At 68.2% G+C, this 25,832-nt stretch carries 24 protein-coding genes and 1 pseudogene; 20 read left to right on the forward strand and 5 right to left on the reverse strand.

What is annotated here, in order from left to right; genetic code table 11:
- The first annotated feature begins 60 nt into the window (after positions 1 to 60).
- The 3 genes from H1R19_RS05005 to H1R19_RS05015 are packed head-to-tail and all read left to right on the forward strand — an operon-like array spanning position 61 to position 3,991.
- The gene (locus tag H1R19_RS05005; protein ID WP_188329696.1) at positions 61 to 1,524 is read left to right on the forward strand and encodes an NAD-dependent succinate-semialdehyde dehydrogenase; all 1,464 of its coding nucleotides are present in this window, start codon (positions 61 to 63) and stop codon (positions 1,522 to 1,524) included.
- Entirely contained in the window at positions 1,521 to 2,672 is a 1,152-nt protein-coding gene (locus H1R19_RS05010) for a phosphotransferase (RefSeq protein ID WP_219850716.1), read from the forward strand. Before H1R19_RS05005 ends, H1R19_RS05010 begins: the two co-directional genes overlap by 4 nt.
- Positions 2,669 to 3,991, forward strand: coding sequence for an aspartate aminotransferase family protein (locus H1R19_RS05015; RefSeq protein WP_188329698.1), 1,323 nt, complete (start codon positions 2,669 to 2,671; stop codon positions 3,989 to 3,991). The genes H1R19_RS05010 and H1R19_RS05015 overlap by 4 nt, the downstream gene beginning before the upstream one ends.
- 43 nt (positions 3,992 to 4,034) lie before the next feature.
- Here H1R19_RS05015 and H1R19_RS05020 read toward each other — a convergent pair whose 3' ends face one another.
- Positions 4,035 to 4,724, reverse strand: coding sequence for a GntR family transcriptional regulator (locus H1R19_RS05020; RefSeq protein WP_188329699.1), 690 nt, complete (start codon positions 4,722 to 4,724; stop codon positions 4,035 to 4,037).
- 210 nt (positions 4,725 to 4,934) lie between these two features.
- On the opposite strand from H1R19_RS05020, the gene H1R19_RS05025 reads away from it, so the two are divergent.
- The 9 genes from H1R19_RS05025 to H1R19_RS05065 all read left to right on the forward strand — a co-directional run bounded on the left by H1R19_RS05025 (position 4,935) and on the right by H1R19_RS05065 (position 14,411).
- Complete coding sequence (locus tag H1R19_RS05025) at positions 4,935 to 6,500, forward strand: sugar ABC transporter ATP-binding protein (RefSeq protein WP_219850717.1); 1,566 nt, start codon at positions 4,935 to 4,937, stop codon at positions 6,498 to 6,500.
- A complete protein-coding gene (locus H1R19_RS05030; RefSeq protein ID WP_188329701.1) occupies positions 6,497 to 7,615 on the forward strand; it encodes an ABC transporter permease in 1,119 nt (372 codons plus the stop codon). The genes H1R19_RS05025 and H1R19_RS05030 overlap by 4 nt, the downstream gene beginning before the upstream one ends.
- Positions 7,615 to 8,586: an ABC transporter permease gene (locus H1R19_RS05035; RefSeq protein ID WP_219850718.1), complete on the forward strand. Its 972-nt coding sequence runs from the start codon at positions 7,615 to 7,617 to the stop codon at positions 8,584 to 8,586. Before H1R19_RS05030 ends, H1R19_RS05035 begins: the two co-directional genes overlap by 1 nt.
- Positions 8,587 to 8,703: 117 nt before the next feature.
- Entirely contained in the window at positions 8,704 to 9,936 is a 1,233-nt protein-coding gene (locus tag H1R19_RS05040; protein WP_219850719.1) for a sugar ABC transporter substrate-binding protein, read from the forward strand.
- A gap of 155 nt (positions 9,937 to 10,091) precedes the next feature.
- Positions 10,092 to 10,847, forward strand: coding sequence for a 5-oxoprolinase subunit PxpA (locus H1R19_RS05045; RefSeq protein WP_188329704.1), 756 nt, complete (start codon positions 10,092 to 10,094; stop codon positions 10,845 to 10,847).
- Between the two features lie 8 nt (positions 10,848 to 10,855).
- Positions 10,856 to 11,764, forward strand: coding sequence for a 5-oxoprolinase subunit B family protein (locus H1R19_RS05050; RefSeq protein ID WP_219850720.1), 909 nt, complete (start codon positions 10,856 to 10,858; stop codon positions 11,762 to 11,764).
- A complete protein-coding gene (locus H1R19_RS05055; RefSeq protein ID WP_219850721.1) occupies positions 11,761 to 12,729 on the forward strand; it encodes a 5-oxoprolinase subunit C family protein in 969 nt (322 codons plus the stop codon). The genes H1R19_RS05050 and H1R19_RS05055 overlap by 4 nt, the downstream gene beginning before the upstream one ends.
- Before the next feature lie 57 nt (positions 12,730 to 12,786).
- Entirely contained in the window at positions 12,787 to 13,026 is a 240-nt protein-coding gene (locus tag H1R19_RS05060) for an acetyl-CoA carboxylase (RefSeq protein WP_219850722.1), read from the forward strand.
- Positions 13,026 to 14,411 carry an acetyl-CoA carboxylase biotin carboxylase subunit gene (locus H1R19_RS05065; RefSeq protein WP_219850723.1) on the forward strand — a complete coding sequence of 462 codons (1,386 nt, stop codon included), beginning with the start codon at positions 13,026 to 13,028 and terminating at the stop codon, positions 14,409 to 14,411. The genes H1R19_RS05060 and H1R19_RS05065 overlap by 1 nt, the downstream gene beginning before the upstream one ends.
- 99 nt (positions 14,412 to 14,510) lie before the next feature.
- Here H1R19_RS05065 and H1R19_RS05070 read toward each other — a convergent pair whose 3' ends face one another.
- Positions 14,511 to 15,002 carry a hypothetical protein gene (locus tag H1R19_RS05070; protein WP_219850724.1) on the reverse strand — a complete coding sequence of 164 codons (492 nt, stop codon included), beginning with the start codon at positions 15,000 to 15,002 and terminating at the stop codon, positions 14,511 to 14,513.
- A 283-nt stretch (positions 15,003 to 15,285) separates the two neighbouring features.
- Between H1R19_RS05070 and H1R19_RS05075 the strand changes: the two genes are divergently transcribed.
- The 4 genes from H1R19_RS05075 to H1R19_RS05090 all read left to right on the forward strand — a co-directional run bounded on the left by H1R19_RS05075 (position 15,286) and on the right by H1R19_RS05090 (position 18,303).
- Positions 15,286 to 16,242 carry an L-lactate dehydrogenase gene (locus H1R19_RS05075; protein WP_188329709.1) on the forward strand — a complete coding sequence of 319 codons (957 nt, stop codon included), beginning with the start codon at positions 15,286 to 15,288 and terminating at the stop codon, positions 16,240 to 16,242.
- 170 nt (positions 16,243 to 16,412) lie between these two features.
- Positions 16,413 to 16,685, forward strand: coding sequence for an excalibur calcium-binding domain-containing protein (locus H1R19_RS05080; protein ID WP_188329710.1), 273 nt, complete (start codon positions 16,413 to 16,415; stop codon positions 16,683 to 16,685).
- Positions 16,686 to 16,775: 90 nt separating this feature from the next.
- Positions 16,776 to 17,462: a YoaK family protein gene (locus H1R19_RS05085; protein ID WP_219850725.1), complete on the forward strand. Its 687-nt coding sequence runs from the start codon at positions 16,776 to 16,778 to the stop codon at positions 17,460 to 17,462.
- A 10-nt stretch (positions 17,463 to 17,472) separates the two neighbouring features.
- Entirely contained in the window at positions 17,473 to 18,303 is an 831-nt protein-coding gene (locus H1R19_RS05090) for a DUF2786 domain-containing protein (protein WP_219850726.1), read from the forward strand.
- Positions 18,304 to 18,306: 3 nt separating this feature from the next.
- Here the strand turns inward: H1R19_RS05090 and H1R19_RS23160 are convergent.
- A pseudogene (locus tag H1R19_RS23160) lies at positions 18,307 to 18,675 on the reverse strand (hypothetical protein); the annotation flags it as partial.
- Between the two features lie 45 nt (positions 18,676 to 18,720).
- Here H1R19_RS23160 and H1R19_RS05095 point away from each other — a divergent pair.
- The 4 genes from H1R19_RS05095 (at position 18,721) to H1R19_RS05110 (ending at position 22,032) form a co-directional block, all read left to right on the forward strand.
- The gene (locus tag H1R19_RS05095; protein WP_219850727.1) at positions 18,721 to 19,239 is read left to right on the forward strand and encodes a TIGR04338 family metallohydrolase; all 519 of its coding nucleotides are present in this window, start codon (positions 18,721 to 18,723) and stop codon (positions 19,237 to 19,239) included.
- Between the two features lie 212 nt (positions 19,240 to 19,451).
- Positions 19,452 to 19,796: a hypothetical protein gene (locus H1R19_RS05100; RefSeq protein WP_244970956.1), complete on the forward strand. Its 345-nt coding sequence runs from the start codon at positions 19,452 to 19,454 to the stop codon at positions 19,794 to 19,796.
- Entirely contained in the window at positions 19,796 to 21,451 is a 1,656-nt protein-coding gene (locus H1R19_RS05105; protein WP_219850729.1) for an alpha/beta hydrolase, read from the forward strand. The genes H1R19_RS05100 and H1R19_RS05105 overlap by 1 nt, the downstream gene beginning before the upstream one ends.
- Positions 21,448 to 22,032 carry a hypothetical protein gene (locus tag H1R19_RS05110; RefSeq protein WP_219850730.1) on the forward strand — a complete coding sequence of 195 codons (585 nt, stop codon included), beginning with the start codon at positions 21,448 to 21,450 and terminating at the stop codon, positions 22,030 to 22,032. Before H1R19_RS05105 ends, H1R19_RS05110 begins: the two co-directional genes overlap by 4 nt.
- A 73-nt stretch (positions 22,033 to 22,105) precedes the next feature.
- Here the strand turns inward: H1R19_RS05110 and H1R19_RS05115 are convergent, their stop codons facing one another.
- On the reverse strand, positions 22,106 to 24,130 hold the full coding sequence (locus H1R19_RS05115; protein ID WP_219850731.1) for a CocE/NonD family hydrolase: 2,025 nt from the start codon (positions 24,128 to 24,130) through the stop codon (positions 22,106 to 22,108).
- 200 nt (positions 24,131 to 24,330) lie between these two features.
- The gene (locus H1R19_RS05120) at positions 24,331 to 25,569 is read right to left on the reverse strand and encodes a glycoside hydrolase family 76 protein (protein WP_219850732.1); all 1,239 of its coding nucleotides are present in this window, start codon (positions 25,567 to 25,569) and stop codon (positions 24,331 to 24,333) included.
- Positions 25,570 to 25,832 lie beyond the last annotated feature (263 nt).

Here is a 25,832-nt window from a genome sequence, read left to right on the forward strand (position 1 = left end):
CCCTCCAGTACTGTTCGACTAACAGTTGGACTGTTGAACAGTAGGAAAGAGGCGCAAACGATGACTGGTTGGGCGGGTAGCGAGCTGCTCGGGCATCTCGAGACGGGTATCCACGTGGGGCACTGGCGATCGCCTGCCGAACCGCGGACGCTCGCGGTCACCTCACCCGCGACCGGTGCGGAGATCGCGACGGTGGCCGACGCGCGCGAGGCCGACGCGCGTGCCGCGCTCGACACCGCGGTGGCCGCGATGGCCGGCTGGTCGGCGACCAGCCCGATCGCGCGTGCCGACCTGCTGATGGCCGCGTATGCGCGGGTCCTCGAGGTCGCGGACGATCTCGCCGTCGTGATCTGCGCCGAAACCGGGAAGACGCTCGCCGAGGCCAAGGGTGAAGTCGCCTATGGTGCACAGTATCTCCGCTGGTATGCCGAGGAGGCCGTCCGACTCGGCGGTCGCATCGCGACTTCTCCGGACGGTTCCACCGACATCGTCGTCGAACGTGGTCCGGTGGGTCCGTGCCTGTTGATCACGCCGTGGAACTTCCCCTTCGCCATGGTCACCCGCAAGGTCGCCCCGGCCCTCGCGGCGGGCAACACGGTGATCCTCAAGCCGTCGGAGCTGACCCCGTTGTCGGCGTATGTGCTCGTCCACGTGCTGCTCGAGGTCGGGGTGCCCGCCGGCGTCGTCTCGCTGCTGACCACCACCCGCCCCGCCGAGATCAGCGAGCCGCTGCTGTCCGACGCACGGCTGCGCAAGGTGTCGTTCACCGGATCGACCGGTGTCGGACGGCTCCTGCACGAGCAGGCGTCGGCGCACTTCGCCAAGACCTCGCTCGAACTCGGCGGTGATGCACCGCTTCTCGTCTTCGACGACGCCGATGTCGATCGCGCGGTCGAGGGAATCATGCTCGCCAAGTTCCGCAACTCCGGGCAGTCGTGTGTGGCCGCCAACCGGATCTACCTGCAGCGCAGCATCGCCGGACCGGTGGTGGACAAGCTCGCGGAGCGCATCGATGCCCTGCGTGTGGACGACGGATTCGCCGACGGCGCCGATGTCGGCGCCGTCATCGACGAACGCGCACAGGCCAAGTGCGCACAGATCGTGGACACCGCGGTCGCCGCGGGCGGCACGGTCCGCGCGCGTAGTTCGGTCCCCTCGACCGGTAGCTTCGTGCCCGCCACCCTGGTCGTCGACGTGCCGTTGGAATCGCCGCTCCGCGATCAGGAGATCTTCGGTCCCATCGCGATCGTCAGCATCTTCGACGACGAGGACGAGGTCATCTCCGCCGCGAACAACACGTCCTACGGGCTCGCGTCCTACGTCTTCACCCAGGACATCGATCGCGCGAGCCGCGTCGGCCGGGCCATCGACGCCGGGATGGTCGGCATCAACACCGGTCTGATCTCGAACGTCGCGGCTCCCTTCGGCGGTGTCAAGGACTCGGGAGTGGGTCGCGAAGGCGGAGCAGAGGGCATCGAGGAGTACCAGAACCTGCGCTACCTCTCCGTGGTGCGCGGGCGATGACCGAACGCACCATGAGCTTCTTCGAACAGGTACTCGTCGAGACCGCGGTCGCCGCGCCGCAACAGCCCGTCGACCGCGCCCTGGTGGAGCAGTTGCTCGTCGAGAACTACGGCCTCCGCGGGCATCTGGAACCGATCGCCACCGAGAAGGACGACACCTTCCGGTTGCGCGATGATCGTGACTACCTCGTCAAATGCTCGCCGGCGACCGAGGATCCGGAACTGGTCGACCTGCAGACGGCGGCGATGGTCCATCTGGAGGTGACCAGTCCCGACCTCCCGGTCCAACGGGTGATCCCGACCAGGGACTCCGCCCGCGAGGTCGTCATCCCCGGCACCGAGCCCTACCCCCGAATCCTGCGGGTGCTGAGCTACGTTCCGGGTGACCTCCTCAAGGACGGCGCCCGGACCGCGACGCACTGGTCCGCGGCGGGCAAGATGCTCGGCCGGCTCACCGTGGCGATGGAAGGGTTCTCCCATCCCCGTGACAAGCGCCGGTTGCTCTGGGACATGGGCAATTTCGACAAGCTGTCGGAGTTGCTGACCTTCGTCGACGACGAGCCCTCACGAACCCTGGCAGATGCCGTCTTCGCCGAGTACTGCGACACGGTCGCGCCGCGTCTCGACGACCTCGAACGCCAGGTGATCCACGGCGACTTCAGTCCGTACAACGCCGTGGTCGACTCACAGGACCCGCAATTCGTCACCGGCATCATCGATTTCGGTGACGTGGTGCACACCTGCGTGGCATTCGACGTCGCGGTCGGGATGGCGAACCTGATCGGCGTCGACGAGACGGATCCGTGGGGGCACGCCCTGGACTTTCTCGACGGCTACCTCGAGACCCGCCCGCTGCCGGCCGACGCCGTCGAACTGTTGCGCGAGATCGCTCTCGGGCGCCTGTTGTTGCGGGCCCTCGTCGTGCGTTGGCGCGCACACGGCGATCCCGAGCGACACGCCTATCTCGTCACCCATGCAGCCCGTGACTGGACCTACCTGCGCCGTGCCCACGAGGTCGACGCCGGCGACGTGCGCAGTCGCCTGCGTGCCGCCGCCGAGCGGAGCGCACGTCGCGGCGCGGAGGCGGCATCGGTTGTGGCATCAGACAACTCCGAACTCGAATCACCTGAAGGAGCACACCAGCGATGAGCAAGCCCGTCATGGTCAACGCCTACGATCCGGCCGACGCCGACCGCGTCGAGCCGCGTACCAGGAAGCTGATCGAGCGGCGCGAGGACGTCCTCGGGCCCGGCTACCGCCTGTTCTACCGGGAGCCGCTGGCGGTCGAGCGTGGGGAAGGGGCGCACCTGTTCGACGCCGACGGCAACGACTACCTCGACGTCTACAACAACGTTCCGAGCGTGGGGCATTGTCACCCGCACGTGGTCGGCGCCGTGCACGCGCAGATGCAGCGTCTGAACACCAACACGCGCTACGTCCAGGAGTCGCTGGTCGCCTACTCCGAGCGCCTCGTCGCGACGTTTCCGGACGAACTGAACCGGGTGACCTTCACCTGCACCGGTTCCGAGGCCAACGACCTCGCTCTCCGCGTCGCTCGGTACCACACCGGCAACCAGGGCGTGATCGTCACCGAAGGTGCCTACCACGGCCTCACGTCGGAGGTTGCTGCCTTCTCGCCGTCCCTGGGCATCGGTTCTCCGCTCGGATCACACGTCCGCACGATCAAGGCCCCCGACCAGCGTCTCGCGCCGGGTTCGATGCAGGACTACATGCGCGACCAGATCCGCGGCGCCATAGCCGATCTGCAGCGGCACGGTTACGGTCTCGCCGCCTTCTTCGCCGACAGCATCTTCTCCAGTGACGGCGTCTTCTCCGACCCGGCGGGCTTCCTGCAGCCGATCGTCGAGGAGGTCCACAACGCGGGTGGTCTCTACGTCGCCGACGAGGTGCAGCCGGGGTTCTGCCGACTCGGTGAGTCCTGGTGGGGATTCCAGCGGCACGGCATCACCCCCGATCTCGTCACCATCGGAAAGCCGATGGGCAACGGCATCCCCGTCGCGGCGGTGATCTTCCGGAGCGAGGTGACCGAGGATTTCGGTCGTAATGTCAGATACTTCAACACCTTCGGCGGAAGCTCGGTTCCCATCGCGGCGGCGAACGCGGTACTCGACGTCATCGAGCAGGAAGGACTGCAGGAACGCGCACGCACCGTCGGTGCCACGTTGCGCAGCGGGATCGAAGAGGTGCTCGCGCCGTACGACGCGGTCGCCGAGGTGCGCGGTATCGGTTACTTCCTCGGGGTCGACATCGTCGACGCGGCGGGCGACCCGGATCCGGTCAGGGCCGCCGACCTGGTGAACGACCTGCGCAACCGTCGGGTGCTGATCTCGGCGAGCGGACCGGACGGCAACGTGCTGAAGATCCGTCCGCCGCTGGCGTTCTCGGCCGCCGACGCCGACCGATTCCTGACCGAGCTGGCGGCCGCCGGCCCGGTGCTCAAGGGCTGATGGACACCGTGGGCCCGGCGCGACGCCGGGCCCCGGGGTCGTCTCAGACCGTCGACTCCCGGGCCCGGCGCTTGCGGATGGCCTCGCGAACTTCGTCGCGGGTGAGCAGGACGGTGTCACCGACGACCTCGACGGCACGGTCAGGATTGCGTGACTCGATGGCCTTCACGATGGCCTCGTGTTCGGCGCGAAGCTTGTCGTGGTCCTCGTATTCGCGCTCCTCGATCGACAACAGGAACGCGAAGAACCGGATCTGGCGTAGCAACTGCTCGAAGACCGACGTCAGGAATGCATTGTCCAACAACGCAACTATCGATTCGTGGACCTTGAGGTCCTTCTCGACGATGCGGTCGGGATCGTGGTCGGCGAGCACTGCGGCGAACTCGTCGAAGGCCTTGCGGACGCCGCCGAGGTCGATGTCGTCGGAGACCTGCCGGGCCCCGAGGGTCTCGAGGTGGAACCGCGCGGCGAAGAGATCGAGGATCTCGGCGTCGGTGGGGTCCCAGACCTGCATCCCGCGCCGGGGATGTGGCCGCAACAGGCCTGTCGCCTCGAGCAGGCGCACGGCCTCACGCATGGTGTTGCGGGAGATTCCGAGGTCGCGGGACAGGGTGCTCTCGTTGATGCGATCGCCGGGAAGCAGTGCGCCCTTGAGGATCATGTCCTGGAGTCCGTCGGCGACCTGCTGGGGCGTCGTGGTGCGTTGAAGCGTCACGAAGTCTGAGAGATCCATGCGGCTAAGATAGCGCCATTTGTTCAACAGTGGGGCGATCCGGCGCGGCCAGCAGGGTCTCGGGGGGACGAATTTGGGACACGACCAGCCGCCGTAACACGGTGGAAACACGAAAAGTACGCGGGCGAAAACAATCGCTGGTTGACTGTTGAACAGAAAGACAGTTCTGCAATGGTGTTGTCCGGCAGACGAGCGAAGTGTGAGGATCGAATGGGATACATCAGTATCGAGGGGGTCGAGAAGTCCTTCGGCGCGACGCGGGCACTGGCCGGCGTCGATCTGTCCCTCGCCCGCGGTGAGGTGCACGGGCTGCTGGGGGAGAACGGGGCGGGAAAGTCCACCCTGATGAAGGTGCTCGCCGGTGTGGTCACCCCTGACGCGGGAACCGTCGGCATCGACGGTGCGACACTGGAACTCGGGCGCCCCGCGGCCTCTCGCGCGGCCGGTCTCGGTATCGCGTACCAGGAACTGAGCTCGCCGGGGAACGTCGACGTCGCCACCAAACTGTGCTGGCCCGAGCTGCCCCGTGGACGGGCGGGCCTGGTCAGCCGCAAGGCGATGCGCAGGCGCGCGAGTGAGATCCTCGCTCGTTTCCGGCTCGAATCCGTCGACCCGGCGTTGCTGATCGCCGACGCCGATCTCGCGACCCGGCAGCGGGTCGAGATCGTCGCGGCGATGGCGAAGGACCCGAAGCTACTCGTCCTCGACGAGCCGACCGGCGCGCTGCCCGACACCGACTGGCTCTTCGACGCCGTGCGCAGGCTCGCCGCCGCCGGCACCGCCGTCATCTACATCAGCCACAAGCTGCCCGAGATCGAGGAGATCTGCGACCGCGGCACAGTGCTGCGCAGCGGGCGTACGGTCGGGGAGTTCGAGCGCGGATCGGTGAACGAGACCGAGCTCGTCGAGATGATGATCGGCCGGTCCTTCGAGCAGAGCTTCCCGGCCCGCCGGCACCACACCGATGTCGACGACGTGGTCCTCAGTGTGAAATCCCTTGCCGCGGGCGATCGTCTGCGCGAGGCGGATCTCGAGGTACGACGCGGCGAGATCGTCGGACTGGCCGGGCTCGAGGGCCAGGGCCAGAAGGATCTCGTCTATGCCCTGCACGGGCAGGTCCGCAGGCTGGGCGGGTCCATCGACATCGACCGCGGGGACGCGTCGGTGAGCACGTCGCTGGTTCCCGAGGAACGCAAGACCGAGGCGTTGTTCGCCGAGATGAGCTCGGAGTTCAACCTGACGGTCGCGAGCATGCGGACCTTCTCGGCCGGTCCGGTGATCAACCGGAGCCGCGAACAGAAGGTGGCGCTCGAGGCCGCCGGACGCGTCAATCTCCCCGAACCCATGCTCGCCAAGCGCATCTCGGACCTGTCCGGCGGAAACCAGCAGAAGGTCATCTTCGGCCGGGCCGTCGCACGAGATCCCGCATGCCTGCTGCTCTTCGATCCCACGCGTGGCGTCGACGCGGCGACGAAGTTCGAGATCTACGAGATGACAAGGCAGTTCGCCAACAAGGGCCGCGGGGTGGTTCTCTACTCGACCGAGATCCCCGAACTCGTCGGCCTGTGCGACCGCGTCTACGTGGTCGCCGGCGGACGCATCGTGAGTGAGCTGGTGGGCGAGGACATCAGTGAGACCGCGGTGATGAGCGCGGCGCTCGCCTGGAACGGGTCGACACAGCACGGATCGACACAGCACGGATCGACACAGCACGGATCGACACAGCAGGGTTCGGCTGCGGCCGAACAGGAACCCGCCGGAAAGGAATCGGCATGAGTACAGATGTGCTGAGGCAGTTGTGGGGTCGCTGGTCGGTCACCCTGCCCGCGGTGGGCATCTTCGCGGTGGTCTACGGAATCCTGCTGGCGGTCTCTCCGCAGGAGGGGACGAGCTACTCCTTCGGGAACTTCATGGCGCTGGTGGCGCCGCTGGCACTGGCGGCCGCGGGAACCACCCTCGTGCTGCTGACCGGCGGATTCGATCTGTCTGTGGCAGGTGTCATCTCGCTGACCAACGTCATCTGCGCGACGCAGATGGCAGGGGCGTCGTCGCCGTGGATGATCGTCGCGCTGGTCCTCGCCGTCGGCATGATCGCGGGTGCGATCAACGGATTCCTGGTGGTGTTCCTGGGCTTGCAGTCCCTGGCGGTCAGCCTGGCGGTGCACATCGTGGTGACCGGTCTCGCGCTGGTGGTCCTGCCCGCCCCGGGCGGCACGATCCCACTCGACTTCACCTCGTTCGTGCAGAAGAGCGTCGGCGGTACGGTGCCGATGGCGCTGATCGTGATGCTGGTGGTGGCGCTGGCCTGGCTCGTCTTCCGCAACACCCGGACCGGTGTCGCCGTGGTCGCCCTCGGCGGTGACCGTGAGGCGACCCGCCTGTCCGGTGTCCCGGTCCGTGCCGCCGAGTTCTCCGCATGGGTGCTCGCCGGCCTGCTCTACGGAATGGCCGGCGCGATGCTCGCCGGGACCACGGCGACCGGCAACCCGGCGGCCGGCACCCCGTTCCAGCTCACGGCTTTCGCCGCGATGGCGCTGGGCCTGATCAGCTTCAAGGGCGGACGGGGCAGCGTGATCGCCGCGATGTTCGGTGCGGCAACCCTGATGGCCATCCCCAAGGTGCTGTTCGGTCTCGGTGTGGCGGACTTCTGGGTCGGCGCCTGCCAGGGCATCGTCATCATCCTGGCGCTCGCGATCCCGCTGGCCGGACGATTCCTCACCACCCGGCGACGCCCGGCGGCCGAATCCGGCTCCGACGACGCCCGGCCCTACGGTGCACAGGTCGACGGTTCCGAGAGCGGGAGCGCCACAGTCGAATCCGTGTCATCTGCGAGCGTTTCCGGTGATCCGGCGCTCGCCGGGGCCGCCACGCGAAAGGAAGTACGGAGCTGATGGTCGCAACGATCACGAGTTCGGGCCCGGCCCTCAAGGAACGGCTGCGCTCCCAGACCGCCATCGTGTGGTTGCTGCTCCTGGCAGCGATCCCGTTGTCGCGCCTGGCAAGTGAGAACTTCCCGTCCTGGTCCCTGATCGACGGAACACTGGTGCTCAGCCTGTTCCTGGTGCTCGTCGCCTTCGGGCAGGGGATCGTGATCCTCACCGGCGGAATCGATCTGTCCCTGGCAACGGTGGTCACCCTCGGCGCCTACCTCACCGGTCGGCTGGTCTCCGACGGGATGTCGTTGCCTGTCGCCGTCGTCCTCACCCTGGCCGGATGTGCCGTGGTGGGCGTGGTCAACGGACTGCTGGTCGGTCTCGCCGGATTCCCCGCGTTCATCGTGACGCTGGCGACCGGTTCGATCGTCGCGGCGCTGTTGCTCGGGGTGAGTCGCGGTGCCCCCGCCCAGCAGTCGCCCGAGCAGCTCGCGTCGTGGTTCGGGAACTCCTCGATCCTCGGCATCAGCACCCCGATCTGGATGCTGCTGGTGGTCTGCATCCTCGCCTGGGTGATCCAGCACCGCTCCGTGCTCGGTCGCCGCGCCTTCGCCGTCGGTGGGAGTCCCACTGCCGCAAGGCTGTCCGGGGTGCCCGTGATCAGCACCTATGTCCTGACCTATGCGGTCGCCGCAATCGCCTACGGACTGGCCGGGATCGCCCTGCTGGGGTACTCCTCGGGAGCCGACCTCAGCATCGGCAACAGCTGGCTCCTGCCGAGCATCACGGCCGTCGTCGTCGGCGGTTCGTCGATCCGGGGCGGCGCCGGCTCGGTCATCGGCACCATCGGTGGCGCGATCCTGATCACGCTGCTGGGTACCGACATCAGTGCGGCCGGCCTCGCCGAGGGATGGAAGCAGGTCCTCTACGGCCTCATCATCGTCGCGGCGCTCCTGGGCAACCGGGTGTTCCAGACCGCCAAGCGCTGACGCAGTTTTCCCTGCGACACGGCCTTCCGGCTGTGTCGCAATCGCCTCGCCGTCGTTCCGGTGTTCCACACGCAGAGCGCGGCGACACCGAATTCCCCACCGAGAGAGAGAAGAACGATGAACAAGCACTTCCGGAAGGTGGCCGCGGTCGCCGTGGCCGCGGCGGCCTGTTTCGGCATCGCCGCGTGCGGGGGCGGCTCCGACGACGGCCAGCAAAAGGTCTTCCTGAACCTCTCCTACAGCGGTAACAACTGGCAGGACGAGGCCGCGAACCTCGCGATGTCGGTCGCGAAGTCGCCGCAGTACGCCGAGAAGTACACCGTGCAGAAGCAGATCTCGGGCACCGACGTACAGAAGCAGATCTCCGACATCCAGTCGATGATCTCCTCCGGCGCCAAGCTGATCGTGTCCTACCCGCTGTCCCCGACGGCGCTCGATCCCGTTGTCGCGCAGGGATGTGAGCAGGGTGTGACCTTCGTCTTCTACGACTCCACCGTCAACGCCCCCTGCGCCTACAACGTCGCCTTCATCACCGGACCGCGCGTCGACGACAAGACCAAGCCGTTCTTCGGTGCGCAGACCGCCGAGGCGCTCGTCGACCTGCTCGACGGCAAGGGCAAGATCTTCATGAACCGCGGCGTCGCCGGCACCGCCACCGACACCGTCCACTACGAGACCGCCAAGGCCGTGTTCGACCGGTACCCGGGCATCCAGGTCATCTCCGAATACCACGGCGACTGGAACTCCTCGGTCAGCCAGCAGCAGACCGCCAAGGCGCTCGCCGCGCATCCCGACGTCGACGGCGTGTGGTCGCAGGACGGCGAAGCCGGCGTGGTGAAGGCACTGCAGGCCGTGGGCAAGCGCGTCCCGGTCACCGGTGAGTCGAGCAACTACTTCGTGAAGCAGCTCGGCGCAGGCTGGCCCGGCGTCGCCTCGGGTTCGGCGCCCGCACAGGGTGCCGTGGCCATGAAGGTCGGCCTCCACATCCTCGAGAACGGCGCCGAGGGCGTGCCGAACAACATCGAGATGCCGATGCCGTGGACCACCACCGAGACCGCGAAGGAATGCCCGGGCACCACCTTCGAGGACGGTTGCAACTACTTCAAGGGCGTCGACGACAGCTTCGTCACCATCATCTTCAACCAGGATCTGTTGCCGGAGGCCACGATCGACGCTGCTCGGACCGGTGACCCGTTCCCGACCGTGCAGCCGCTGCCGGACATGAACGACTTCGCCCAGCCGGAGAGCCGCCGCATCTACACCCGCGCGTCGTGCGACGAGGGCTGGAAGGAAGGACTGGTCGAGGCCGGTCAGACCCCGAAGGGTCTGAAGGGCTGCGTCCAGCAGTGATGAACCACCCACGTCGTGCCGCGGGTCCTCCCACCCCCTGTGACCCGCGGCACGATGTGGGCCTCGGCCGTCATGGCCGAGGGTGTGGGCCGGCGAGTTCCCCGCCCGCCGGCCCACACCCGAACCGCTCCGAACAGTCCTGATAGGGAGATGAAATGACTCTGTCCATCGATCTCAATGCCGACGCCGGTGAAAGCTTCGGTCGGTGGAAGCTGGGTGCCGACGAGGAACTGTTCGCCGTCGTGTCGACGGTGAACATCGCCTGCGGCTACCACGCCGGAGACCCGGTCAACATGCGCAAGGCCGTCGCGGGTGCCCGCGACGCCGGCTGTGCCGTCGGCGCGCACCCGGGCTACCCCGATCTCCTCGGCTTCGGCCGCCGGGCGATCCCGGCAACCGTCTCCGACACCGTCGATTACGTCCTCTACCAGGTGGGGGCACTGACCGCGATCGCCGCCGACGAGGGCATCGAACTCACCCATGTGAAGCCGCACGGCTCGCTGATGGGGACCACCGTGCGCGACGCCGAACTCGCCGTCGCCATGGCGCGCGCGATCCAGAGCGTGCAGGCCGGGATCCCGCTGGTGATGTCGCCCGGTGCGGCGCTCGACGCGGTCGTCGCCGCGGGTCTGCCCGTCACGCCGGAAAACGCCGCCGACCTCGACTTCGACGACAACGGTTTCAACGTCATCGAACCCGTTCCGGCGGAGAAGGATCCGGAGGCCGTCGCCGCGCGTGCCGTACAGATGGCCCGCGGGTCCGTCGAGACCGTGACCGGTGCGACGATCCCGATGCCGGTGACCTCGCTCTGCATTCACGGCGACCGCCCGAACGCGGTCGCGGTCGCCACCGCGGTCCGGCGCCGTCTCGAGGCCGAGGGCATCGACGTACGTCCCGTCGGCCGGAAGTGAGGCGAGGGGTGAAACCGGAGTACTTCGTCCTGCCCGGCGGGGCACGCCTGAGCTTCGGCGGTGACGAGTTCGTGTTCGTCGAACTGTCCGAGTCAATGGATCTCGAAGTGGCACTGCAGGTTCAGTCGATCGCGGCGTCCATCGTCGCGATGGACGTCGATGGCGTCGTCGACGTCGTGCCCGCACACGTGAGCTACATGATCCGGGTTCGCCCCGAGGATCTCGACCCCCGGGACGTGGTCCCGCTGCTCATCGGGCTCCACCAGCGGATCGTGGAGTCGGACCGTCAGAAGGCGCCGACCATCCCGACCGCGATCGTCGAGATCCCGGTGTTCTACGACGATCCGTGGACTCGGGAGGTCACCGCGAAGTTCCGGGACCGGCACCCCTCCCCGGAGGAGACCGACCTCGCCTACACCGCGCGTGTCAACGGCTTCGACAAGGTCGACGACCTGATCGCCGCGCACTCGGCGTATCCGTTCATCGTCACCTTCAACAACTTCATACCCGGCAACGCCGAATGCGTGCAGCTCGTGCCGCAGGACATGCAGATCGACGTGCCGAAGTACCTTCGTCCCCGAACCCAGACCCCCGCAAGGTCTCTCGGTCACGGCGGCAACCAGGCCACGATCTACCCGTCGGAGGCGCCCGGGGGATTCCAGCTCCTCGGCCGCGCCGCGGTGCCCGTCGTCGATCTGACGATGACACGTCCCGGCTTCACCGAGTCCCCGGTGCTGCTGCCGGCGCCGACGATCGTCAAGTACCGGCCGGTGGATCAGTCCGGCTACGACGAGGTCGAGTCCGCCGTGGAGGCGGGGACCTACGAGATGAACCGGGCGGCCATCGAATTCGATCTCCAGGCCTTCACCGCCGATCCGCTCGGGTACACCCGATCCCTGGTAGGAGAACTCCGATGATCACGATCGTCAAACCCGGACTGCAGACCACGGTCCAGGACCTCGGTCGGCCCGGGAGGCTCGCGATGGCGATGCCGCCGGCAGGTGCGCTCGACCAGTTCGCGCATCGCATCGCCAACGCACTGGTCGGCAACGGTCCGTCGGCGGCGACACTCGAGGCCGCACTGATGGGTCCGTCGGTGGTCTCCGACACCGACTGCACGGTCGCGGTCACCGGCGCCGACGTCGACGTCATCATCGACGGCGCGGTGCACCCGTCCTGGACGGCGTTGTGGCTGCCCGCCGGTGCCGAGCTCAGGCTCGGGCCGATCCGCAGCGGGGCACGCGCGTACATCGCCTTCGCCGGCGGGATCGACGTGCCGCTGGTGATGGGCAGCCGCTCGACCTACATGCCCTCGGGTGTGGGCGGATTCCAGGGCCGGGCCCTGCGCCCCAAGGACGTGCTGCCGATCGGTCCGCGCACGCGCGCGGTCGAGGAGGGGCGTCACCTGCCGACGCGGTTCCGTCCGGTGCCCTCGTCGCACTTCGAGGTGCGGACCGTGCTGGGCCTCGCGGCCTACCGCTTCGTCTCGGAGTCGTTGCGGGACTTCACCGAACGCGAGTACCAGCTGTCACCGGAATCGAATCGCACCGGCTACCGCTTCCGGGGCGAGCCGCTGGACTTCGTCGAGCGGGAAGCGCCGTTCGGCGCCGGCGACAACCCGAGCAACGTGGTGTCGCTGGGTTACCCGCTCGGGTCCATCCAGGTACCCAACGGCGAGGAACCGATCTGCCTGCTGCGCGATGCGGTGACCGGCGGCGGGTTCGTCACCCTGGGCACTGTGATCACCGCCGATCTCGACCTCCTCGCCCAGGCCAAGGCGCCCGACCGGGTGACGTTCACCCCCGTCGACATCGACACCGCGCTGCGGTTGCGGCGCGAGCACGCCGAACACGTCGACAACGCCGTCGCCGCCATCGCGTAGTCGGTCCTCCGACCGCTCCACCGTTCCACCCGCCGTCCGACCGAAGGAATAACAACCATGACCGAGATGCTCAGCCCCACCCCCGGAATGTTCTGGCACCGCCCGGATCCCGACAGCGAGGCGTTCTGCAAGCCGGGTGACACCGTCGAGGTGGGCCAGCAGATCGGCGTCGTCGAGGTGATGAAGATGTTCGCCCCGATCGAGGCCGAGTTCGCCGGGGTGTTCACCGGATACGCCGTGGACAACGGCGCCCAGGTCGACGCCGGGCAGGTCATCGCCACCTTCGAGGTGCCGTGATGTCCGGGTTGTCGCCGCAACCGCCGACGCCTCCGCGGCGCGTCCTGGTCGCCAATCGCGGCGAGATCGCGGTCCGGGTGATCCGTGCGTGCCACGACCTCGGCTGGACCGCCATCGCGGTGCATTCCGACGTCGACGCGGACAGCCTGCACGTGCGGCTCGCCGACGAGGCCGTGGAGATCGGGCCCGCTGCCGCCGCGCAGAGTTACCTGCGCCCCGAGGCGATTCTCGACGCCGCACGGCGCACCGGTGCGCAGGCGATCCATCCCGGGTACGGATTCCTCTCGGAGAACGCCGATTTCGCGCAGGCCGTGATCGATGCCGGACTCCGGTGGGTGGGCCCGTCCCCGCATGTCATCGCGCTGATGGGGGACAAGGAGACCGCACGACGCACCGCCCGCGACGCGGGGGTTCCCGTGGTGCCGGGCAGTGACCTGCTCGCCGACGCCGACGCCGCTCTGGCCGCCGCCGAGCAGGTGGGCTATCCGGTGCTGGTCAAGGCCCGGGCCGGTGGCGGTGGCAAGGGCATCCGGGCCGCCGCCGACGCCGGGGAGCTCGCGAAGCAGTTCGAGGAAGCCGGTCGTGAGGTCAAGGGCGCCTTCGGCGACGACGGCCTCTACCTCGAGCGGTCCCTGCAACAGGTGCGGCACGTCGAGGTGCAGATCCTCGGCGACTCCCAGGGCAACGTCGTCCACCTCTTCGAACGCGAATGCTCGCTGCAGCGTCGCCGCCAGAAGGTGATCGAGGAGGCTCCGGCCCCCACCCTGGACCGGGAGGTCGCCGCGGCCATGCATGCGTCGGCCGTGGCTCTGGCCGCCGCCGTCGGCTACACCTCTGCCGGCACCGTGGAGTTCCTGGTCGATCCGTCCGGTGAGTACTTCTTCATCGAGATGAACACGCGAATCCAGGTGGAGCACGGCGTGACCGAGGAACTCACCGGCGTCGACCTGGTGGTCGAGCAGCTGCGGATCGCGTTCGACGAGCCGATCGGGGTGAAGCAGGAGGAGATCGCCATGCGCGGCGCGGTCATCGAACTCCGGCTCAACGCCGAGAACCCGAAGTTCCACTTCTTCGGTTGTCCGGGCGCGGTCAACTCGGTGACGTTCCCGGCCGGGCCGGGTGTCCGTGTCGACACCGGCGTCGTCTCCGGTTCGACGATCCAACCGCATTACGACTCGATGGTCGCCAAGGTCGTCGTGGCCGGCGCCTCGCGGGAGCAGGCGATCGCACGCGCGACGCGTGCAGCGGGGGAGACCCTGTGGGACGGGCCGATCACCACGCTCGGCTTCCTGCGGGATGTGCTGGGCACCGAGTGGTTCCAGGACGCCGACTTCCACACCGGCACGATCGACGAGAAGCTGCCGGAGCTGCTCGAGTCGCTCTAGCAGGCGGCGGCCGGGTGCCGGTACGCCGACTACGGTGCGGATACGACGAAACCCCCTGGCACACGGTCTGTTCCAGGGGGCTTCGTCAGGCAGGGAGGTTCACTCGATGCTGAACGACTTGGGATTCTTGACGAAGGCGATCCGTTCGGCGGCAGTGATGGTGTAGAAGCCGGGCTGCGTGTAGTACGAACTGGGGATCTCGACACTGCCCTGGCATGCCGTCGACTTATGGGTCGGATGCGTCGTACCCGTGAACGTCACCTCGATCTGGCAGTTGTTGCCACGCACCGGCGCGGCACTGCGGGTGTGCGTCGACCACGTCACCGTCGGCGCGAAGGGTCTGCTGTAGCGGTTCGGTGCGAGTTCGCGGCCGAGACTGTTCGTCACCCGTGTGCTGATCGCGACCACTCCCAGGGGGTGGCCCGTACCGAGGTTGCCGCCCGGTGCCCCGGGGAGCGGGAGGGACAGGCTTCCGAAGTCGATCGGCGACGTCCCCGGCGCGGCGACGGCGGGGGCTGCGGTCATGGTGGCGGCAGCGATGGTCGCGGCGGCGGCAACTGTCACGACGGCGAGTCCCGGCGAACGTCTCATGGTCGTCTCCTCGAAGTTGGATCGGCGTCGGAAATGTCCGAATCGGCCAGTACACGGTATGCGAGAGTATGTCCGATTTTCGTCGTCCGGTCGAAGGTATTTCGCATCTATGAACGAGTGTCGTCGGCCTCCCGACCGGGCAACCCGACCTGACGGCACGCGGACGGAGGCCAGAACACGGCAACCGCGATGCGCCACGGAGCCGCGTCGGTGAGAATGGGGTCGTCCGCGGGCGGCGTCGAACTCGCGCCGGTCCACGCGAGACCCATGGAGGTGGAGCAGGATGGAAGCAGCCCGACCCACGAAGCTGGCGATCGTCGGCGCCGGCGCGGTGGGTACCTCGATCGCCTACGCATCGCTCATCAGGGGTGTGGCGCGCACCATCGCCCTGCTCGACATCAACACGGCCAAGGTCACCGCCGAGGTGCTCGACATGTCCCACGGCCTGGAGTTCGTGCCGCGCGCGGACGTCATCGGCTCCGACGACGTGTCGGTGTGCGCCGACGCCGACGTCGTGGTCTTCACCGCGGGTGCCAAACAGAAACCAGGGCAGTCCCGGCTGGAATTGGCCGAGGCGACAATCGGATTGACGCGGTCGATCCTGCCCGGGGTGATCGAGGCCGCCCCCCGCGCCATCTACATCATGGTGACCAACCCGGTGGACATCGTCACCTACGCGGCGCAGAAGATCAGCGGCCTCCCGCCGAACCAGGTCTTCGGTTCCGGCACCGTCCTGGACTCCTCGCGCCTGCGGTTCCTGATCGCCCGGCACTGCGGCGTCGCGGTGCAGAGCGTGCACTCCTACATCATCGGCGAGCACGGCGACAGCGAGATCCCGCTGTGGAGTTCGGCGTCGATCGGCGGTGTGCCGCTGTTGCAGTGGAAGCCGCTGCCGGGCCGGCCCGCCATGGACGCCGTTGCGCGGGAACTCATCCAGCATGAGGTGGTGCACGCCGCCTACACCATCATCGAGGGCAAAGGTGCCACCAACTATGCGATCGGCCTGGCGTCGACGCGCATCGTCGAAGCGGTCCTCAACAACGAGCACCGGGTCCTGCCGGTCTCGACCCTGGCAACCGGGGTGGACGGCCTCGGCGACGTGTGCCTGTCGTTGCCGACGGTCGTCGACCGTGGTGGCGCGCAGGCCCAGCTCGACATCCCGTTGTCGGAGTCGGAGCGGGCCGGGCTGGTCGCATCGGCCGAGACGTTGCGCGGGATGCAGGCGCGGTTCGGGCTGTAGCGGGTTTCCGCGCTGTCGAGAATCACCGGAGGTCGCGATCGTGCGTGGTCTCGGCGTGTCCGTCGGCCGGACCAATCTTGCCGATGTGTGCCGATGAACGGAGCGCGGCCCCGTAGCGTGACGTCATCGAGATGAGGTGTCGGGGGACACACAGAAGAAGGTCAAGCACAATGCGTTGCTCGCGAAAGATCGTCCTCGGATTCCTGGCTGCGACATCGATGGCGGTGGCCCCGCTGATGGTGGCGGCGCCTGCCGCGGCCGCGACGGACTACGCCAACTGCTCGGCCCTCAACGCCGACTATCCGCATGGTGTCGGCGAGCCCGGTGCCGTCGACTCGACGTCGGGCACTCCGGTCACCGGCTTCACCGTCGACCAGGCCCTCTACGACGCCAACGACGAGAGCGATCGCGACGGCGACGGCATCGCCTGCGAGAAGCGCTGACCCGGGCGGTTCGCGACAACCGCTCGACACCGACCCGACGCCGGTCCGCGACCGCGACGCCGGGCCGGCGCGCGACGTAGATTCGTGCCCATGGCGTTCCCGGCCGGCAGGCACTCCGACATCGCGATCGCGGCGCAGCTGCTGTTTCTCGCCGGGTTCATCGACGCCATCGCGTTCGTCGTCCTGAAGGGCAGCTTCGTCGCCTTCATGTCGGGTAACTCCACGATCATGGGCGCATCGGTTGCGGCGTCGCGATGGTCGACGCTGGCGCTGGTCGCCGGGCTGGTGGTGGCCTTTTTCGCCGGCGCGGTGGGCGGTGGCGCGATCAGCAGGTGGGGCGGGCCCCGCTCCCCGGTCTGGGTTCTCGTCACGGTGACCGGCACGCTCCTTCTCGGCACGCTGATCGCGGTCACGGTGTCGCCGACCGCCGGGATGATCGTGATCGCGTACGCGACGGGGGCGATCAACTCGGCGCTGTCGCACACGTCGTCGGTCGAGGGGGGACTCACCTATGTCACCGGGACACTGGTGAAATCGGCACACGCACTCGTCGCGTCGCTGGGCACCGACCGGCCCTGGGCATGGCTGGCCGTGTTCTGGATGTGGCCGGTGTTCGTCCTCGGTGCGGTCGGCGGTGGTTTCGCCGAGCGGCACTGGGGCGTCGCCGGCCTATGGGTCGCGATCGCGCTCGCGGGCAGTGCCCTGGTGCTGACGGTGGTCGAGGCGTCGTCGCCGGCCGATCCGCGGCCCGATGGAACCGAATCGGGCGCTGGATAGTCTGAGACATATGCGCGACGACAAGCTGCTCACCCGGATCTCGGCTCTCCTGCGTCAGGCGGAGAACACCGACAACGAGCATGAGGCGGAGACGTTCATGCAGGCCGCCCAGCGGCTGGCGACGGCGTCGTCGATCGACCTCGCCGTGGCGCGCGCCCACGACCCGGCCGCCCGTAAGCAGGTCACCCCGATCTCGCGGCAGATCGCGATCGGCGAGCCGGGAAAACGGGGACTGCGCACCTACGTCCAGCTCTTCGTGGCCATCGCCGCCGCCAACGACGTGACCGTCGACGTCGCGGGCAACTCGACCTTCGTCCTGGCCTACGGCTACGAGGCCGACATCGACGCGAGCGAGGCGCTCTACACGTCCCTCATCGTGCAGATGGTCGCCGCCAGCGACGCCTACCTGCGCTCCGGTGCCTACAAGGGGGAGACGTTCGCGCGGGTCGTCACCCAGAAGACCGGCTGGCGGAACCGGCGCGTGATCGAGGAGAAGCCGCTCTCGCCGATCACCGCTCGCCTCAACTTCCAGTCGGCCTTCGCCGAACGCATCGGAAAGCGGCTCGCCGAGGCCCGGGACGCCGCGCGCGAGGAGGCGATCGCGGCCGAGCGGGAGTCCGGCGACACCGCACGTTCGACGGCGCTCGCCCTGCGCAACAAGGAACTCGAGGTGACCGACTTCTATCGCAGCGAGTCCACGGCGCGCGGAACGTGGCGGCCGTCGAGTGCGTCGGCGGGCTACTCCGAGGCGGCTCGGCGGGCGGGGGATCACGCGGGTCGTCGGGCGAAGATCGGCGCCGACCGCGAGTTCGGCGGGACCCGAGGCGCTCTCGAGGCCTAGGCGTCGCCCCACGCGACCGTCGTCGGTGACCACCGCGTGCATGATGATCGCGGTGATCACCAGGATCGCGGCGAACACGAACAGCCAGGTGATCGTGATGAAGACGACGCCGAGGGTGCCGAAATTGCCGATGGTGGCCGAGGCCGGCGCCGGCAGTGCGATCCGGCTGCCGGTGCACAGTCCCTGCACGACGACCGCAGCGGGGATGAGGAAGAGCACGACGATCCGGCGCCGGAAGGCGCGCAGTGGCAGTTTGGTGACATCCCAGATCGACACATACATTCGGCCGAGAGCTCGCGACAGGGAGGTGGCGCCCGCGATGGTCATCAGCGCACCGAGGACCCCGAAGGTCGCGACGGACTGCGGGGTGTCGTCGACCCCCGACTCCGGTGGATCCCCACCATCATTGGTGATGCCGTGAGAGAGCGCGACACCGGGCGTGCCCGTTTCTACGAGGCCGAACATCTCGTGCACCGGCTCTTCGACACCGCGTCGTCGTCGCGTGTGGTGCAACTGGCCGGAACCGAGCTCACGCTCCCGGCCGAGGCGCGGTTCGCCACGATCGAGGCCATCGAGGACTACGTGCGTCGCGTGCTGGACCTGCGCGGCGTGCGGGCGAGTTTTCCCGGAGCGGCCCTGCCGGTGTCGGTGCGTGCACGACGCGGCGAGACCTCCGCGCACTATGCCGCCTCCGTCCGGCACTCCGACGGCGTGCGGATCGGCGGGGAGATCGCCATCCCGGTGACCGGGGAGGGACGGTGGGCGCTGCGCGAACTCGTCGTCCTGCACGAACTGGCCCACCACCTCGACGGGACGACCGGCCCGGCCCACGGCCGGGGTTTCGTGCTGACACTCGTGGAATTGGTGGGACTGGTCCTGGGGCCGGAGGCCGCGTTCGTCTACCGCGTGATCCTCGCCGACTCCGGGGTCGGATGACGGCGGTCCCTCCGCCGACCGGATGACCGGTGGCGCGTTGTGTTCGCCCCGCCGAGGTCGCATCGCTGTATCGTGACGGCGACATACGAGCGCGGTATCGCCCGCGCACTGTGAACGGGGCACAGCGCATGACACCGAGAACACCTGCGGTACCGACGACACCTGCGACACCGACATCGGTGCCGCCGTCGACGACTCCGCCTCGGCACCCCATGCCGGCCGAACCGGGACCGGTACCCGCGCCCCCGGGCGAGCCGACGATCCCGTCCGCACGTTTCGGCATCCTGCCGTCCGAGGTGTCCGACATCGCCGCCGGTTGGCGTTCGCAGGGCGATGCGGTGGGCCGGGCCGACTTCTCGGCGTTTGCGGCGATCACGGGTACCGGCAGCCGGACGCTGGCGGCCGCCAGGAGCATCGGCGGTCCGGCACAGCAGTGCACTGACTCCATCGGGACCCGACTGACCGCACTGGGCGACGCGCTGAGCACCTTCAACTCGCGAGCGCAGGAGACCGACGGCGTCGCTGCCGACCGCCTGCGCGGCCTCTCCGAACGCTGATGCGCCCCACCATCTCCCAGTTGCGCGGTTGGGACACCGGTGCGTTGGGGTCGGCCGGCGGTGTTGCGGCGGCGAACGCCTCGGTCCTCGACGGTGCGCTCGACTCCGCGGTCCGGTCCATCGACGGCGCGGGGTCCTGGTTCGGGCAGACGCGCGACGCGGCGAACACCAGGATGGACCAGGAACGTGACCACGGTGGCGAGGTCCGCAATGTGCTGAACCAGATCGCCGACGAAACCGGTGATGCCGCACGGGATCTCGGTTTCGCCAGGGAGCACCTCCTGCGCGCGGTCGACTCCGCCGTCGCCGGCGGGTTCACCGTCGCCGACGACGGCACGGTCTCGCACCCCGACCCGGACAAGGCCGAGGAGGTCAGGACCATCCAGAACGCGATCAGTGGCGGCCTGGGCACGGTCGACGAGCTCGACGAGACCTACGGCACGCGACTCGAGGCCCTCTCGGGCGACCTCGCGTCGATGGTGAACGGCCAGCCCGACATCCACATCCCCGGTCTCGGGCCGCGCGACCCCGACCACCTCGTCACCCACCTGCGGACGCTGACACCGGATCAACGCGCGTCGCTGCTGGCGAGCCTGACCCCCGAGCAGCTACGACGACTGGGGCAGGCCGACCCGCAGGCGATCGGGAACATGAACGGTGTGCCGTTCCCGGTGCGCATCGATGCGAACGAGACGAACATCCGCAACGCGCTGATCGACGAGAGGCAGAAGCAGCAGCCCGACCAGAGCCGGATCGATCAGCTGGTGAAGATGCTGGGTGGCGTGGAGGATCCGGTGACCGGACGGCAGGTGGAACGCACCTTCCTAGGTTTCGAGAACACCACAACCGGCCGGATGATCGAGATCATCGGCGGGATCGGGCCGGGAACGAGAAACGCGGCCGTCTACGTACCCGGCACCGGGACCAATCTCAACGGCAGCAACACCAATCACGCGGCCGCATGGAATCTGGCGAACGCGACCGACGGACCGGTGATCCTGTACATGAACGGCGACCTCCCACAGGATCTGTTGCCCTGGCCCCTGCTGTCGGACAATCACGCCTTCGACACGACACCCGCCAACAACATGGCACCGGGACTTGTCGAGTTCGGACGAGAACTCGACCGGACACTGGACGCGGTGGCCCCCGACGCGAAGACGACGTTCATCGGGCACTCCTACGGGGGAGCCGTCGTGGGTACCGCAGAACAGTTGGGGCTCAACGCCGATCGGGTGATCTACGCGTCGTCGGCCGGGACCGGCGTCCTCGACGGCCCGTGGCAGAACCCGAATCCGGACGTCGAGAGGTACTCGCTCACCGCGCCCGGTGATCCCGTGCATTTCTCGCAGAGCGCCGGCGGGAGTCAGCACGGAGGAGACCCGGACTCGACGCCGGGCGTGAAGCGTCTCGACACCGGCCTGTACGGGTCGGGAGAACACGACGGTGAACTCGTGTGGGGGCCGAGCGGTCACGGCAACTACTGGAACGATCCGGCCTCGGACGCGTTCGCGAACATGGTCAAGGTCATCACGGGTGAGGACCCGACGCCGTACTGGCGGCGCGGGCCGGACCTCGTGCTGGAATCGCTGGGTGGCGATCCGGAACCGCCGCAGCCGCCGAAGATCCTTGCGCCGGGACCCTTCCCGCGATGAGGGCGGCACGCATGTCCACCCGGGGCGGGCCGGGCAGGACTTCCCGGTGGATGCTCGCGGGTGTCGTCGCATTGTTTGCCGGCGTGGCGGGCGGTTGCACCGGGACACCCGACGAGCGGCCGGAGGCGTCGGAGTCATCGCCGGCTGAGTCGGCGCCCTCGATGTCGAAAGCCGAGGTGTGGCAGGCGATCAACGACAACATGGCACTGGTGGACCCGGAGTTCATCCGGATCGAGAACACCCCGGAGAACGTCAACCTGGTGGTCCGGTACGGCTGCGCGACCAGCCGGAAGACTCTGATGCCGGACGGTCCGCCATGGCGCTACCAGGTACGTGAGGTCAGCCATCCCATCGCCGACCTCCCGCGGCTCCTCGCCGGGCTGGAGACGCTACGAGACGTGGGTTTCGAGGTTCCCGAGGTCGGGTCCGTCGACGGTCTGCGTGATGTGAGTGCCGTGGATGCGCGTGGCTTCAGCGTCAGTATCTCCGTCGACGACACCCCGGCAGGCGCGGCGCCGACCGTCGACGTCTCCTCCGATTCCCCGTGCGTTCGACATCCCGACCCGAACGACGACCGGTGACGCCGGACTCGGCAACCCCATCAGTGGTGCGTGGGCGGTCTGTGGGTTCTCCCCGGACCGTGGGAACACCGCCTCAGCGCAACCCGCTGCCCGCCAGCAGGGTCAGATAACTCGGGTGTTCGGGGTCGAGGACCAGGCGTTGCCTCCGGCCCCGGGCCTTGATCAGGTCGGGGACGACCGTCAGGTAGCGCGGCAGGCTCGCGGCGTAGACGTCGACGCGCAGCCGGTGGCCGGGCTGCAGGACCGCATCGGTGGGGACGAGGTCGACGTCGATGCGCACCGGCTCGTCGGCGGGTACCGGCAGCTTGCGCTTACGTGACAGGTAGTGGTGGGCCGAGAGCAGATTGCCCGCCGCGTCGTACTTCGACTTGCTGCGGTCGAGCGCCCGATTCGACGCCGACAGCGCACCGTTGGTCAGGACCGTCGACGTGCCGTCGGGCGCAACGTCATTCACGGTCACCGCCCAGATGGCCTCGTGCGCGGTGGTCGCGACGTTGAGGCGCAGGTTCATCGCGCCGCTGATCGGGGTGGCCGCGACGACCGGGGCGGTGGTGAACGACAGCGCGCCCCGCTCCTGGAATCGTGCGTCCTTGGCGAAGTCGGCGCCGAGGACCATCGTCGCGCCCGCGGTCACCTGGGTCATGTCGCGCGAGCGCAGCCCGCGGGTGTCCGGACGGATGTGCAACGACGTAACACTCTGAGCGGGAGCTGAACTCAGCGAGCCGTCGTGAATGGCGTGCTCGGCGGTGGCGGATTGTTCGGCGTGCAGGTAGAGCCGCGTGGGTTCGACGCCCGGACGCGGGAAGTCTTCGCCGGCGGTCCAGGCCCCGCCCTGCTGAAGCATCGTGACCGGACCGTAGAACTCGATCCCGTTGTGGTGGCCCTTGAGCCAGCGGTCGAACCAGGCGCGCTCGAGGACGTCGAGGCGCGGTGGCGCGAAGCTGCCGCCGTAACCCGATCCGACATCGAGGTGATACCCGTCGCCGACGATCATCTGCTTGCGGCCCGGTTCCATCTGCAGGCGCTCGTAGACGCCGGTTGCGCTGCGGCCGAACAGATCATGCCAGGCCCCGACGGTGAACGTCGGCGCCTCGATACGGTCGACGACGGGGTCGCGCTCGTCGAAGTACGGGTCGTCGAAGATCCGTGGGTCGCGGGCGGTGAGGAAACCCCAGAGCAGGGAGGGCAGTTCGGTGGCCGGGGACTTGATCCGGTCGATGACCCAGCGCAGTGCGTCGCCGCGGACGATGTCGCGGATCACGTTGGCGGGGTTGGGCACCCACTTGAGTAAGTTCACCGCCGACAGCCACACCGGGATGAACGCCGACGGCATGCCGCCGGTGATGTAGATGTCGCGCACGATGTCGTCGCAACCCTCGACGGCGAAGACGGCCTTCAGTTGCGGCGGCTTCTTGTCGGCGGCCTGCAGGGAGTTGATCGCCGAATAGGACCACCCAGCGAGTCCGACGGTGCCGTCACACCACTCCTGTTCGCTGACCCAGTCGATGATCTCGACCGAATCCTGCTGCTCGCGGGCACCGAGGATCTCCCACTTGCCGTGGCTGGCGCCGGTTCCGCGCACATCGACGACGACCTGCACGTAGCCGCTGCGGACGAGGTTGCGGTTGATGCCGAACACGTCGAAGACGCCGCCGGACAACGTCTTGGTGAGAGTCGTCAGGCCTTCGAGGGCGGTGCCGGTCGCGTCGATCGAGCGGGACGCGGTGTGCAGCGCCTTACCGAGGCCGGGTGCGTGCAGGGTCTGGTCGATGAAGTCGATCGCCGCGCGGTTGTACGGGTTGATGTTGATGATGGCCGGATAGGGGGTCAGGACGGTCTGGCCGAACCGGTTGGCCGGGCGGATGACGGTGGCGCGCAGGACGACGCCGTCGCTCATCGTGACCGAGACGTCCCGGTCGATGACGACGCGGGGATAGAGCTGCTTGCCGTCGACCTGTTCGCGCCAGCGGATGCCGTCGGCGCCGCCGGTCGGATCGCCGAGCGGGAGGGTGCCGAAACGGGGCGCACCGGTGGTGCGGGGGTGTGATGACGGGACGCGGCGGACACGCGATTCTGCCGGCTCCAACTGGTACGTCATGGTGCATCACCCTGCCTGGGGTCGGGTGTACACCGCGTGTGCGCTGTCTGACGTGCACGGATCGACATGGCCGGGTGGACACCGACACCCCTCGTGTCGGTCGTGGGTTTCCTGGGCTGTCTCCCGTGGCACGGAATCCAGTGTGTTTCAGGTCACTTCACGCGTTGGCTGAACAATAACCCAACTCAGGTATCGGATGGCTAACCAGGCGGCCTCGTTTTGGCCATGCTCGGTCGTCGCGGGTCGTGTTCGGGCAGTGCGAGATCGATCGCCGCCGCAGCCTCGAGGACCATCCACGCCGACAGCTGCACCGACAGATCGCGTTCGGGGACCTCCGACGGATTCACCGCACCGGCCACGAACTGGGCTTTCGCGCCCGATTCGGTCGGGATCACCGCTTTGCGCCGCCATTCGCTGCCGAAGATGACGTGCCCGTCGACCGCGTTCCGGTTGGTCCACGCGGCCTCGGCGCTCGAGGTCACGATTCGCGCTGCGCGTGCCCGCAATTCATCCGATCCGACTACATCGGGCAGGTCCGTCGCGATCAACGCCAGGTAACGGGCGAGCACCCCGTGGAAGAGGCCGCCGTCACCGCCGCCACCGCCGTTGATCACCCCGCCGGTGCACGAGTGGCGTTCGACGGCGCCCAGCAATCGCGCGAGGCGGTCCAGATGCCTCTGGTCGCGGGTTGCGCGGAACGCCTCGAGTTCGGCGCCGAGCACCACGCCCTGGCTGTAGGTGTAGGTGCCGGTCTCGGCCTTCAGTGACCCGTCGGGCTGCTTCTTGAGGCCGTCGATGACCAGGTGTGTGTCCGGGTCGATGAGGTTGTCATCCATCCAGTCGCACATGGCGACCGCGCGTTCGACGTGACCGGTTCGGGCGAGGAGGATCGCCGCCGGACCGTTGGCGGGGGCGTTGAAGAACTGGTCGGCTGTGCGCCAGGGGATCCCGCCGCCGTCTTCGGGGGACCAGGCGTCGAGCATCCGCCGGGTCAGGACGCGCCGGCCGCGGCTGTGGTCGAGATCGAGGTGGCGGTCGGCGCGTTCGATCGCGAGGCCGAGCCATGCCATGTCGTCGTAGTAGTCGTTGGTCCAACGGCCCAGATTGCGAATCCTGATCCCGCGCAACAGGCGTACGACGTCGTCGGCCAAGTCGGGATCGAAAGAGCGGTCGGGATCGAAGGAGCGGTCGCCGTGGCGCGTGGCTCCGGGCCGGTGGATCGCGGCGTCGACGAGGAGGTCGACGAGGTGCGCGTGCCACCAGTAGTGCCACGACCCGAACTGTGACGCGACCCGGCCGAGGGGCCAGGCGACGGCCGCCATTCGCGTGCCCGGCAGCCACAGGGCACGCCGGAGATGTCGTCCGCAGATGGCGTCCGCGGCGGCCTGGGCCCGGTCACCGGGGCCGTGCATGTCCGACGATTTGGTGTGTACGCCCACGTCCGCGTAGCCTAGTCCTCGATGTGGCGCACACCCGTGCGTCGTATCGGTTCAACCAGAGACCGTTGGTCGTCGGGATTTCCCGGACGAAGGCGCGACGAGGTCGCCGGCCCACGCAGGATGAACGAGGATGTAGCCCCACACTTTCGAGTGTGCGCGTTCCACGCCCCGTGCCTTCTGTGTGCCGGGGCGTTTGTCGTCTCAGCCCTCGCTCGCCTCCCCGAAGCCCGTCGCTCCCCGGTTTGAACTCGACCAACTCAAGT

Origin of the sequence: Gordonia jinghuaiqii (assembly GCF_014041935.1) — a bacterium.
Lineage (GTDB): Bacteria > Actinomycetota > Actinomycetes > Mycobacteriales > Mycobacteriaceae > Gordonia > Gordonia jinghuaiqii.